At 70.6% G+C, this 12382-nt stretch carries 14 protein-coding genes; all 14 read right to left on the reverse strand.

What is annotated here, in order from left to right:
- Positions 1-94: 94 nt before the first annotated feature.
- Entirely contained in the window at positions 95-367 is a 273-nt protein-coding gene (gene fliQ, locus VFW79_RS13605) for a flagellar biosynthesis protein FliQ (protein ID WP_329677831.1), read from the reverse strand.
- A gap of 2 nt (positions 368-369) precedes the next feature.
- Positions 370-1296, reverse strand: coding sequence for a flagellar type III secretion system pore protein FliP (fliP, locus tag VFW79_RS13610; RefSeq protein ID WP_329677832.1), 927 nt, complete (start codon positions 1294-1296; stop codon positions 370-372).
- The gene (fliO, locus tag VFW79_RS13615; protein WP_329677833.1) at positions 1293-1877 is read right to left on the reverse strand and encodes a flagellar biosynthetic protein FliO; all 585 of its coding nucleotides are present in this window, start codon (positions 1875-1877) and stop codon (positions 1293-1295) included. Before fliO ends, fliP begins: the two co-directional genes overlap by 4 nt.
- A gap of 17 nt (positions 1878-1894) precedes the next feature.
- Positions 1895-2605: a flagellar motor switch protein FliN gene (gene fliN, locus VFW79_RS13620; RefSeq protein WP_329677834.1), complete on the reverse strand. Its 711-nt coding sequence runs from the start codon at positions 2603-2605 to the stop codon at positions 1895-1897.
- Complete coding sequence (locus tag VFW79_RS13625; protein ID WP_329677835.1) at positions 2602-3549, reverse strand: flagellar motor switch protein FliM; 948 nt, start codon at positions 3547-3549, stop codon at positions 2602-2604. Before VFW79_RS13625 ends, fliN begins: the two co-directional genes overlap by 4 nt.
- A 144-nt stretch (positions 3550-3693) precedes the next feature.
- Positions 3694-4221 carry a flagellar basal body-associated FliL family protein gene (locus VFW79_RS13630; protein ID WP_329677836.1) on the reverse strand — a complete coding sequence of 176 codons (528 nt, stop codon included), beginning with the start codon at positions 4219-4221 and terminating at the stop codon, positions 3694-3696.
- A gap of 4 nt (positions 4222-4225) precedes the next feature.
- A complete protein-coding gene (locus tag VFW79_RS13635; RefSeq protein WP_329677837.1) occupies positions 4226-5161 on the reverse strand; it encodes a flagellar motor protein MotB in 936 nt (311 codons plus the stop codon).
- A complete protein-coding gene (locus tag VFW79_RS13640; RefSeq protein WP_329677838.1) occupies positions 5158-5925 on the reverse strand; it encodes a motility protein A in 768 nt (255 codons plus the stop codon). The genes VFW79_RS13635 and VFW79_RS13640 overlap by 4 nt, the downstream gene beginning before the upstream one ends.
- Positions 5925-6239: a flagellar FlbD family protein gene (locus VFW79_RS13645; RefSeq protein ID WP_329677839.1), complete on the reverse strand. Its 315-nt coding sequence runs from the start codon at positions 6237-6239 to the stop codon at positions 5925-5927. The genes VFW79_RS13640 and VFW79_RS13645 overlap by 1 nt, the downstream gene beginning before the upstream one ends.
- Before the next feature lie 107 nt (positions 6240-6346).
- Entirely contained in the window at positions 6347-8389 is a 2043-nt protein-coding gene (locus VFW79_RS13650; protein WP_329677840.1) for a glycoside hydrolase family 31 protein, read from the reverse strand.
- Positions 8390-8458: 69 nt separating this feature from the next.
- The gene (locus VFW79_RS13655; protein WP_329677841.1) at positions 8459-9268 is read right to left on the reverse strand and encodes a carbohydrate ABC transporter permease; all 810 of its coding nucleotides are present in this window, start codon (positions 9266-9268) and stop codon (positions 8459-8461) included.
- Position 9269: 1 nt separating this feature from the next.
- Complete coding sequence (locus VFW79_RS13660; RefSeq protein WP_329677842.1) at positions 9270-10235, reverse strand: sugar ABC transporter permease; 966 nt, start codon at positions 10233-10235, stop codon at positions 9270-9272.
- An 80-nt stretch (positions 10236-10315) separates the two neighbouring features.
- Positions 10316-11578: an ABC transporter substrate-binding protein gene (locus VFW79_RS13665; protein WP_329677843.1), complete on the reverse strand. Its 1263-nt coding sequence runs from the start codon at positions 11576-11578 to the stop codon at positions 10316-10318.
- 219 nt (positions 11579-11797) lie between these two features.
- Positions 11798-12382, reverse strand: a 585-nt coding sequence (locus VFW79_RS13670) for a substrate-binding domain-containing protein (protein ID WP_329677844.1), incomplete at its 5' end; no start/stop codon positions are given.

The raw sequence follows: 12382 nt of genomic DNA on the forward strand, positions 1-12382 counted from the left end.
GCGATGACGAGGAACGCGACGATCCGCACGCCGGCGAGCATCGCGGTCTCCACCGAGCCGAGCGGCAGGGTCATCGCCAACGGCTGCACGGCGCTCAGCCGCCCAGGAGCGACGGGATGCGGGCGAAGAGCTCGTGCGTGAACGACACGAGCTCCGAGATCATCCAGTGCCCCGACACGAGCAGCGCGACCGCGGCGGCGATGGCCTTGGGCACGAAGCTGAGCGTGACCTCCTGGATCTGCGTCACGGACTGCAGGAGCGAGACGATGAAGCCGACGACGAGCGCCGTCACGAGCACGGGCGCCGAGAGCTTCGCGGCGAGGATCAGGGACGAGAGCCCGATGTCGAGGACCGCGTTGGTGTCCACGCTCAGCCACCTCCCGCGTAGGAGCCGACGAGCGCCGTGATGACCAGACCCCAGCCGTCGACGAGCACGAACAGCAGCAGCTTGAACGGCAGCGACACCATGACGGGCGGCAGCATCATCATGCCCATCGACATCAGGGACGCCGACACCACGAGGTCGATCACGAGGAACGGCACGAAGATGACGAACCCGATGATGAACGCCGCCCGCAGCTCGGAGAGCATGAACGCCGGGATGAGCGTGAGCATCGGGACCGACGCCGGGTCCTGCGGGTTCGGCTGGTCGGCCGCGCGCGTCACGAGGGCCAGGTCCTGCTCGCGCGTGTGCTCGAGCATGAAGCCACGCAGCGGCGCCGACCCCGTCTCGACCGCCTGGCTGAACGTCAGGTCGCCCTTGAGGTAGGGCTGGACGCCGTCGTTGTTCACGTCGGTCAGCACGGGCGCCATGACGAAGAGGCTGAGGAACAGCGCCAGCCCCGCGATGACCTGGTTCGGCGGGACGCCCTGCAGCCCGAGCGCGTTCCGGGTCAGCGAGAGCACGACGAAGATCTTCGTGAAGCTCGTCATCATGAGCAGCAGCGACGGGGCGACCGAGAGCAGCGTGATCCCGAGCAGCACGACGATCGAGCTGCTCGGAGTGCCGTCGACCCCGTTGATCGACACCGACACCGAGCTACCCGGCGTCGCCGGGGCGGCCGGGGCTGCGGGTGTGGCCGGCGCGGTCGGGCCGGCCGGGGCGGCGGGCTGGGCTGCGGCGGGCTGGACGACGACGGCGACCGGCGCGACCGCCGAGGCGGGGGCTGCCACGACGGGGGCGGCAGCGTGCGACGCGACCGCGCCGACGACCAGCATGAGCACCGCGAGCGCGACGACGACCGCCGCCGACCGTGCTGCCCGCAGCGCCCGCGCCGTCGCGGCGGTCGCGCTCACCGGCGCACCGTGCGGTCCTGGAGGGTCTCCAGTGCGCGGCGCCACGTGTCGAGCGACAGGATCGAGCCGTCCAGCGCGCTGCGCGCGACGGGCACGCCGTCGACGGCGGGCCGTGGCGCGGGGACGGTCGCGGCAACCGTCGGTGCGAGGGCCTCGGACGCGGCCAGAGGCTCGGCGTCGACGCGGGCCTGCGCGAGCAGCGCGTCGATGTCGAGCGCCGGGCGCGCGGACGGCTGGCCGCTCAGCAGCGACTCCGGCGTGACCCGTGCCGCCGGGAGGCTGCTGGCGGGCGCTGCGGCGGCGGACCGGGGGGCCACGGGCAGCGGCGCGGGCTCCATGACGGGGGCGAGCTCGGTGAGCATCGTGACCTGCTGCTCGCCGTAGCCGAGCAGGAGCCGGCGGTTGCCGATGGCGACGACTGCGACGCCCGCGTGCCGGCCGAGCGCCTGGCGCCCGACGACACGCATGGTCGGGCCCGCGGGCGTCCGGCGCGCCTGGCTGCCCGACAACCTGCGACCCGCGAACCAGATGAGGCCCACGACGCACGCGAGCGACAGCGCGACGCGCAGCAGCAGCAGCAACCCGGCACCATCCATCGTCAGATGGCGCCTTGCTCGCCCGCGACGATCTCGGTGATGCGGATCCCGTAGTCCTCGTCGACCACGACGACCTCGCCGCGCGCGATCAGACGACCGTTGACCATGACGTCCGCGGGGGCACCGGCGGCGCGGTCCAGCTCGAGCACCGCACCGGGCGTGAGCTCGAGGACCTGCCGGACGGGCAGCCGCGCACGACCGAGCTCGACCGTGAGCGTCATCTCGACGTCGTAGAGCACGTGCAGGCTCTGCCGCTGGGCAGGGATGCCCGGGAAGCCGGCTGTGGCAGCAGGCTCGGCCCGCAGACGCAGCGCGAACCAGGCCTGCGGGACGCCCTCGTGCTCGAGCGCGAACAGGTGCGCGTCGGCGGGGACGGCCGACCCGGCGGCCTCGGTGCGGGCCGCGTCGAGCACCCCGGCGCCGAGCGTCTCGCACGCGGCCTCGAGGGCCGGACGCAGCGCGTCGGACAGCGGCAGCGGCGAGCCGCCGTCGGCCCCGGCCGCGAGCACGCCCTGCACGGCCCGCTCGGCGACGAGGACGACGTCCGCGCTGCGCGAGCCGACGAACGACGCGAGGACCGCGATGTCGTCGAGGGCCGGTCCCTCGCCGGGACGGGCCGCCACGGCAGTCAGCGGGGTCGTCGACGGCAGCAGCCGCGCAGCAGCCGTGGCGGCGGCGAGCGCGGTGTCGGTCGACGTGGCGGTGGGGTTCATCTGGGGTTCTCCTCGACGGTGACGACCATGCAGGCGAGCCGGGAACCGTTGTTGCCGGCTGCGGCGTGGGCAAGCACAACCCCGTCGACGACGACGTCCAGCGGCTTCGTCGACGGGTGGTTCAGGGGCAGTACGTCACCGACGGTGAGGCCGATGACCTCGCGCGGGTGGACCGTGACGGGCGAGAAGCGGACCGAGACCTCGACCGGCACGCGCTGGACGGCGGCCTCGAGGTCGATGACCGCAGCGGCCTGGGTCCGGCGCTCGTCGGCCGAGCGCGAGTCCGTGCCCTCGGCGCTCCGCAACGCCGCGAGGAGCAGCTCGGCGGGCACCATGAACGTCGCGTTGTCCTCGCGCTCGCCCGAGCGGACGGTGAACGAGGCCACGAGCACCGACTCCGACGCACCGACCGCCTGGACGAACTGCGGGTTGTACTGGACCGTGCGGACCGTCACGGCGAGCGGGAGCAGACCCGCGAACGCGTAGGTGAGGTCGCCGAGCGCGGGGCGCAGCAGGTCCCGCATGAGGCTGAGCTCGATCTCGGTGAGCTCGCGGCCCTCGCGCTCGTCGCCGCGCCCGGAGCCGCCGAGCAGGTAGTCGATCCAGACCATCGCGGTCGCGACCGGGAACTGCATCACGGCGGTCTGGCGGGTCTCCTCGATCGTGCACAGGACCATCGCCGTCGTCGGCGGGAGCGAGCGCACGTACTCGTCGTAGGTGCGCAGCGTCAGCTCGTCGAGCGTCACCTGCGACATCACGCGCAGCCGCGCGGTCTGCTGGGTTCCCCACTGCCGGGCGAACGTCTCGAACGCCATCTCGAGGATCCGGGCGTGCTCGCGCACCATGGTCATCGGTCGGCGGAAGTCGTACGACTCAGGGTCCTGCGTGCGGGCGCGCCGCGGCGCGGGGCGCGCAGGCGCGTGCATCGACTCGTTGACCGTCACGCCGGTCTCTATCGGCGCGCTCCCCATGGGTATGAGGAACCTGGGTCAGGTGGTTCTTCTCCGACCTCGACCCCTCATGGGCCGACGAGCGGGCGGAGCGGTGCGGCGCCCTCCATGGCGCCCCGACTTACCGGCAGGGCCGGTTCACTGCGTGACGAAGTTCGTCAGGTAGACGTCCATCACCTCGCCCTCGTACGCCGTGGACAGCTCGGTCACGAGCTGAGCCTTGAGCGCGTCACGCGTCGCCGGGTCGGAGACCTCGGCGACGGTGTGGCCCGAGTAGAGGGCGATCGCGAGGTCGAGCGCCTTGGCCGGGTCGGGGGCCTCCGCGACGTCCTTCGTGAGCTGCAGACCGAGGCCGAGGCGCAGGTAGTGGCCGTCGGACAGGTTGACGCTCACGGGGTCGACCTTGAGGACGACACCCGGCACGGGCGCGGGCGGAGCGGCAGCCGCACCGTCGCCGGCAGCCTTGCCCGGTCCCATGAGGAACCAGTAGGCCGCCGCACCGGCGAGCAGGACAAGCACCGCGCCGGCGATGAGGATGAGCTTCTTCTTCGGCTTCCCCTTGCCCTTCTCGGGCACCGCAGGCGCGGCCTTGATCGACCCGATGCCGCCCGACGGGTTGCGGGCGCCGATCTTCTGGGTCGAGATCACACGTTGTTCGATGGGCATCTGACTATCCCTCCGTCGCGATCACTGCGGTGAGCAGGCTGCGGACCTGCTCGGGGGCACCACTGAGGACGACGAGGTCGACCCGGCGGTTCGCGACCATCGCGTCGGCGCTGTCACCCGCGGCCAGCGGACGGGAGTCGCCGAAACCGACGGACATGATCCGGGTCGGGGGCAGGCCGTCGACCTCCACGAGGCGCCGGAGCACCTGCGTCGCCCGGTCCGCCGACAGCTCCCAGTTCGTCGCGTAGCGGCCCGAGACGGGGATCGTGTTGGCGTGCCCCTCGATCGAGATCTGCTCACCGATCGAGTCGAGCGTGGGTCCTGCCACGTCGAGCACACGCTCGGCGGTCGCGGTGAGCTTCGCGCTCGCGGGGCCGAAGAACACGTCGTCCGCGACGAGGCCCATCACCAGACCCCGCTCGGTGATGCTGAACCGCACGGCGCCCTCGAGCCCGTTCGCGGTCAGCAGCGCCACGAGCTGGTCACGCAGGCCTTCTAGGTGCGTGGCCTCCGCCCGCGCGGCCGCGAGCACCGTCGGGTCGACAGCGTTCGGGTCCGTCGGCACGGGCGACGGCGCGGGCACCGGCTGCGCACCCTCGACCCCGAGCCCGGCGTCCGCGCTGACCATGCCCGCCGTCCCGGCCGCGACGGCCGTCGCGGGGACGACGCTCTGCCCGTCGAGCGTGCCCGAGCTGCCGTCCAGCACCGACGACGACGCGTTGTCGTGGAAGCCCGCCGACAGCGAGTCGCGCAGCGCGACGTACTTGTTCTGGTCGACCTGGCTGATGGCGAACAGCACGATGAACAGGCACATGAGGACCGTGACCATGTCGACGTAGCTCAGCAGCCAGCGCTCGGAGTTCTCGCGCTCCTCCTCGTGGCCCCCGCGGGACCGACGACGCGTCCGCCCGCGGGCCTTGGCGCCCGCGGCCGACGTCATGCCGCTTCCTTGACGGGCGCGGCGGGCGGCAGCATGCTCCGCAGCCGCTCCCCGACGAGCCGCGGGTTCGCCCCCGACTGGACCGCGAGGAGGCCCTCGAGCGTGACCTCCATCTGCGCGCACTCGAGGTCGGAGATACGGCGGATGCGCGAGGCGAGGGGGATCCACAGCACGTTGGCCGACAGGATGCCCCAGAGGGTCGCCACGAAGGCCGCGGCGATCGACTCGCCCAGCGTGCCGGGGTCCGAGAGGTTCTTCAGGACGTGCACGAGCGAGATGACGGTGCCGATGATGCCGATCGTCGGCGCGTAGCCGCCCATGTCCATGAAGTACTTCGCGTGCGAGCGGTCCTGGGCGCGCTTCGTGGCGATCCGGTCCTCGAGGATCGTGCGCAGGTCGTCCGGGTCGGTCCCGTCGATCGCCGACTGCAGGCCGCTGCGCAGGAACTGGTCGTCGATGTCCTTGGCCGCGTCCTCGAGCGCGAGCAGCCCCTCGCGACGAGCGCGGTCGGCGAGGCTCACGACGGTGTCGACGGTCGCCGCGGGGTCGGGGGCCTTGCTGCGCAGCGCACGCGGGACCGCGGCGAACGCGCCTGTGACGTCCTTCATCGTGTTGCCCGCGATGCCCACCCCGAGCGTCCCGATCCACACGAGGATGAGCGGCCCGGGGAGCAGCAGCGCCATCGGGGACGTGCCCTCGATGGACAGCGTCGCGAAGATCGCGCCCAGCGCGACGGCGAGACCGATCATGCCTGCGGGGTCCATCAGCGGGTCCTGGGGTGCAGCTGCACGGGCGGCGCCAGCGGCACGTCGTCGTCCTCGTCGTCCGCCTCGACGGGGGGGCGGTCGCGGACCAGCTCGACCGACGGCGGGGCGAACAGCTGGATGTCGTGCGCGCGGGCGAGGAGCTGGGACCGGTGCTCGTTGACGAGCTCGATCACCTCGGTCATCGACTCCTCGACGATGTACTTCGTGCCGTCGATGAGCGTGAGGATGGTGTCCGGCGCACTGTCGATGCGCTGCAGCAGATCGGGGTTCACCCCGAACTGCGGCCCGTTGAGGCGCGTCACGACGATCACGGCATGTCCGTCCTTGGTACGACTTCAGGCCCTTCCGTGGGCCTTGTACCTGATGGATCGGCCGTCGACCTCGACTCGTGAGCGTTCCTCGGCGACCAAGCACCCGCTCATCGCATCTCTGCCACCGGGGTCAGGGCCGCACGCACGTCCGCGAGCGCACCGTCGCGCGCGAAGACCGGGATCTGCTCGATGGGCGCCGGGGTGTCGATCGTCTGTCCGCCGTCGTGGACCTCGCCGGTCAGCAGGTGCGTCCATCGTGCCCCGGCGGGTAGGTAGACGCTCCGAGAGGTGGCGTGCGGGCTGACCACGGGGGCGACGAGCAGATCCGGCCCGAGCATGTACTGGCCCGTGACGTCCCAGCTCGCCGGGTCGTCCGGGAACTCGTGGAACAGGCCCCGCATGACGGGCTGGCCGTCGGTGTGTGCCGCGCGCATCACGGTGCGGAGATAGGGCCGCAGCGCCTCACGCAGCCGGACGTAGCGGACCAGGATCCGGTAGACGTCGTCCCCGTAGCTCCACAGCTCGTTGGGGGCGCCGCTGCGCAGCCGCTCCGTCCCGTCGGCGGCGTGCACCGGCTCGTACGGCAGGCGGTCGCCGTGCATCCGCATGACCGGGCTGAACGTGCCGAACTGGAACCAGCGGATGAGCAGGTCGTGGAAGTCCGGGTCGGTGCTGTCGCCATCGTGGAAGCCGCCGATGTCGGTGGTGAACCAGGGGATGCCGGCGACCCCCATGTGGATGCCCGCCGAGATCTGACGTCGCAGGTCCGTGTACGTCGAGTGGATGTCTCCGGACCACACGAGGGCGCCGAAGCGCTGGCTGCCCGCCCAGGCGCAGCGCAGCAGGTTGACCACGTCCTCCTGACCTGCAGCGACCTGGCCCTCGTAGAACGCCCGGGCGAACGCCTGCGGGTAGAGGTTGCCGATCTGGAGGGCGGGACCCGCGTGGTACCGGTAGTTGTCGTAGTCGTAGACCCCGTACTCGGGCTCCGCCTCGTCCAGCCAGAAGGCCTTGACTCCCAGGTCGTGGTAGTTCTTGCGGCACAGGCCCCAGACGACCTCGCGGGTCTCGGGGTTCGTGGGGTCGATGAACACGCTCGGTCCCTGGAAGCCCATGTGGATGTTCATCCCGCGCTCGGCGCGCACCAGGCAGTTGCGGCTCTTGAGCTCGGCGAAGTTCTCCGACTCGAGAGAGACCTGCGGCCAGACCGAGACCATGAGCTCGACCCCGAGCTCGGCGAGCTCGGCGACCATCGCCCGCGGGTCCGGCCAGAACTCCTCGTCGAAGCGGAAGTCGCCCATGTGCGGCCAGTGGAAGAAGTCGGCGACGATCACGTCCAGAGGCAGGTCACGGCGCTTGTGCTCGCGGGCTACCTCGAGCAGCTGTTCCTGGTTCCAGTAGCGGAGCTTGCACTGCCAGTAGCCCAGCCCGTACTCCGGCATCATCGGCGCGTGGCCGGTGGCGGTCGCGTACGCGGCGCTGATCTGCGCCGGGGTGTCGCCCGCGGTGATCCAGTAGTCGAGCTGGCGGCTCGACTCCGCGCACCACTCGGTGCGGTTGGTCGAGAACGTGGCCCGTCCGATGGCCGGGTTGTGCCAGAAGAACCCGTAGCCCGCGCTGGACAGCACGAACGGCACGCTCGCCTGCGAGTTGCGGTGCGCGAGCTCGAAGGTGCTGCCCTTGAGGTCGAGGATCTCCTGCTGGTACTGCCCCATCCCGTAGAGCTTCTCTCCCGGGTTGGGCTCGAAGGACGCCGTGATCTGGTGGTCGCCGCCGAGGATCGGCCGGTAGTCACGGGCACGGAGCTTGAGCGACCCGCCCTCGCTCAGCTCGCGGAGCAGGACGCGGCCCCCGCGGTCGTGGAACTCGAGCCTGCACGTGGACACCTCGAAGCCGACCTGGTCGTCCCAGGCCGTCCGGACCCTCAGGACGGCGCTGATGGCACCGTTCGTCAGCGTCGCGACGTCGCCGTCCACCCAGATCTGCGGCTGCGTCGGCTGCGGCTCGAGCAGCGCGAAGTCGGTGTCCACGACGTCGGAGCCGAAGGCGCTGCGCACGCGCACGGAGTCGGGACCCCACGCCTGCACGACGAGGGTCTCGCCCTCGCCGCGCCAGACGACGCGGTCCGGACGGATGTCGAACGTGTTCATCACTGTGTCCTCATGATGGTGGTGTGGTGGCGCCGGCCGTCAAGCGCCCTGGGGCCTGTCGGACGTCGTCTAGTCCTTGACCGAGCCGGCCGTGACGCCTGCCGCGACGTACTTCTGGGCCAGCACGAGCAGGAGTGCAGTAGGGATCGAGGCCAGCACGGCCGTGGCCATCATCGGGCCCCACTCCTGGTTCTGGGCACCGATGTAGTTGTAGATGCCCATGGTGATGGGGCGGAGGCTGCCGCCGTCCCGATCCAATGTGGATGCGAAGAGGAAGTCCGACCAGGCCCACAAGAAGGCGAACAGGGCGACGGTGATCGCCGAGTTCCGCGAGACCGGCAGGACGACGGACCGGAAGGTGCGCCAGTGCGAGGCGCCGTCGAGCTGCGCCGCCTGAAGCAGCGCGACCGGGATCCCTCGCATGAACGCCGAGAACAGCATCACCGCGAACGGCACCGCGATCGTCGAGTCCGCGATGATCAGCCCCGGGATGGTGTCCAGGATCCCGAGGCTCGTGTAGATCGAGTAGAAGCCCAGCGCCATGACCACGGCCGGCACCATCTGAGCCACGATCAGGGCGAAGCTCAGGACGCGGCCTCCCGGGACCCGCAGCCGGGCCAGGCCGTAGCCGGCCGGGGCGGCGATGGCCACGGTGAGCAGCACGGTCCCGAGCCCGACGATCAGGCTCGTGGCCAGGAAGGGCAGCTGCTCGTGCAGGACGATCCGGTAGTTGTCCGTGGTGAAGTCCAGGGGCAGGAGCTTCCCCAGGCGGATCGCCTCACGGCGCGTGAAGGAGACGTTCACCATCCAGTAGACGGGGAACAGCATGATCGCGGTCAGGGCGATCGCGAGCGTCGTCTTCCACCAGCTGCGGGCCATGTCAGTCCTCCTGCCGACGTTGCACTGCGATGTAGACGAGACCGAAGGCCAGGGCGACGACCAGCAGGATGCTGCCCACGGCGGAGGCTTCGGAGTACTTGATGACCGACGACGCCCCCTTGCCGAAGGCCATGCCGTAGGACCACGTCGCGAGGGTCTGCGAGCTCCCGGTGCCCATCGTCATGATCCAGATGATGTCGACGACCTTGAGCGTGTAGACCACCCCCAGCAGCACGGTGATCAGGGAGACCGGACGGAGCAGCGGCAACGTGATCGACACGAACTGCCGCCATCGCCCGGCCCCGTCGATCGCTGCGGCCTCGTACAGCTCGCCCGGGATGTTCTGCAGCCCCGAGTAGAGGATGACGAGGTTGAACGGGATGCCCAGCCAGATGTTCGCGATCGTGACCGACATCAACGCGTTCTGCGAGTTCAGCCACCAGACCGAGTCCACCCCGAACACGCCGAGGAGAGAGTTGAGCACCCCGTTGTCGGGGTTCATCATCCACTGCCACGTCGTGCCCGAGACGATGACCGGGAGCAGCCACGGGACCAGGAACATCGCCCGCAACGTCGACGACAGCCGGAAGCTGCGCTGGAAGAACGTCGCGAGCGCGAGTCCCACGGTGTACTGCACGACGATCGAGACCACCGTGAAGGTCGCGGTCTGGCCGACCACCCGCCAGAACCGCGACTGGCCGATGACCTCCCGGTAGATGTCCAGCCCGACGAACGGCGCACCGCCGTTGACGAAGCTCGCCCTGTCGTACCGGTGCAGGCTCATCAGGACGTTCTGCACCAGCGGGTAGGCGTAGAAGAGCACCAGGTAGATCACGAGCGGCGTGACGAACGCGATCGCCGCCCAGCGGGTGCCCCGGTGGGACGAGACGCGTGCGCGAGCGGTACGTCCGGGCGGTCGTGACGGCCCGGCGGTCGGCACCGCTGCGGTCGGTGTCGTGGTGGTCATGGAGCTCTCCGATCGGATCGACGACACGAGACGCATCGGGGTGGGGCGCGTCGCACGAGCCCGCGCCCCACCCCGGCGCCTCAGCTGCCTGCGGCGTCCTTGAAGGCAGCCTCGACACCGGTGGCGTCGCCTGCCGCGTTGAGAGCGCCCTGGATCGCCTGGGAGATCTGCGCGGAGGCGTTGACGTAGCCTGCGCCGAGCTCGGTCGTCCGACCCTGCGCACCCTCGATGATGCTCACCCAGGGCGTCCAGGTGTCGTTCGCGGCGACCTGCGCGGCCCGCACGTCGGGCTTGGCCGACAGGTACCCGAGCAGCTCGCTGGTCGTCTTGGCGGCGTCACCGCTGACCAGGCACGAGATCACTGCCTGGGCGTTCGCGTAGTGGTTCGAGGCGTCGGCGGTCTGGATCGGCGCCACCGCGAACTCACCCCCGGTCGGAACAGGCGCGACCGCGGTGGTCTTGCCCGGGATCGGGATCATGCCGACGCTGAAGTCCTTGTTCGCCGCGGCGGCGCTGGCGAACCACGACCCGTTCTCGGCGAATCCGTACTCACCGGTGAGGAACAGGTCCCAGGACGCCGACTGGTTGTCGGTCACCGCAGAACGCGGCGCCCAACCCTTGCCGATCCAGTCGGAGATGAGCTGACCGGCACTGACGGCCTCAGCTGAGCCGACGGCGTCGAGCTTGGCCCCCGCACCCCAGAGCCAGGGCTCGAACTGGAAGACGCCTTCTTCACCGGCGACACCGGAGAACGTGATGCCCTTGGAGCCCGCGGCCACGACCTTCGCGATCGCGGCGTCGAGCCCGGCCCAGTCGTGGATCTGCGTCGGGTCGACCCCGGCCGCGTCCATGACCTTCTTGTTGTAGTACAGCCCCAAGGCGTTGGAGCCGAACGGCACCCCGTACGTCTCGCCGTTGAGCACGCCCGGACCGAGGAGGTTCGCGTCGACGCCCGAGGCGTCGATCCCGGCCTGCTTGTCGGTGGCCAGCAGGCTGGCGCTCACCGCCTCCGGCATCATCGGGTTGTCCAGAACGGCGATGTCCGGCGCCTTGCCCTCCTTGACGGCGGTCGTGAGCTGGTTGAACAGGTCCGTCTGCGGCAGGCTCGTGCGGGTGATGGTGGAGCCCGAGGGAGCGCACGCCTTGACGTGCTTGTCCCAGTCGGACCCGTCCTTGTGCTGCGGGTAGGGATCCCAGAAGGTGATCGTCGACGTCGTCGTGCCTGCCGATGCGTTGCCGGAGGCTCCCGATGCGGGAGTCCCTCCGCCGGAGCACGCGGTCAGACCTCCGACAGCGACCACCAGGCTGAGGGCCAGTGCCCTGCGCGACCCGATCGTTGTCATGCGAGTTTCCTCTCCATTGAGTGGACCTGCAGGCCCTTGTGTCGAGAGCGGTCGGGAGTGACGGGACCCCACGTCGGGCCTTCGACTCTCCGGCGACTCGTTGCTCGGACCGGCTAGCGAACCGGTTCGCTGATGATGTCAGCGCCGTGTTGCGACGGTCAAGCGAACCGGTTCGCTGGGTAGGTCACAATTTGATCACGACTGCGGGTGACGTTCAGATCACGACTGCGGCGTCACCGTTCGAACGCTCGAGCGGAGCGCGAGCCGGGGCTGCACGAGGATGGCCTCCGCCGGGGCGTCCGGGGTGGCCAGGCGGCGGATCAGCACCCCGACGGCCTGCTCCGCCACCGCCTCGGGCTGCGCGTCGACAGACGTGTACGGCAGGGCGTAGTGGTGGCCGAGCTCGGACGAGTGCAGGCTCGCGACCGAGATGTCCCCCGGTACCTCGAGGTGCAGGTCACGCAGGACCATGGGCAGCATCGCGGCCGCAGCGTCGTTGTGGACCAGCAGGGCCCGGGGTCCGCCCGGACGGCTCAGCGCGGCCCAGAGCGCTCCCCGCACCTGCTCGGCGCCCGACGGGCAGGAGACGACGTCGAGCCGCATGCCACGAGCAGCGGCCTGGTCGAGAGCGGCGTCCCTGAACCGCGAGGCGTACGTACGCCCCGACGCGAAGATCTCGTCCGGCCACGTCGCCAGGGTCGCCTCGCGGTGCCCATGGTCCGCGAGGTGGTCGACGAGCAGCCGCGCCGCGACAGCGAAGTCCAGGTCGACGGCGTCGACGCCTCGGGTGTCGGCGGGCATGCC

The sequence above is a fragment of the Cellulomonas sp. genome (assembly GCF_036279715.1).
Taxonomy (GTDB): Bacteria; Actinomycetota; Actinomycetes; order Actinomycetales; family Cellulomonadaceae; genus Cellulomonas_A.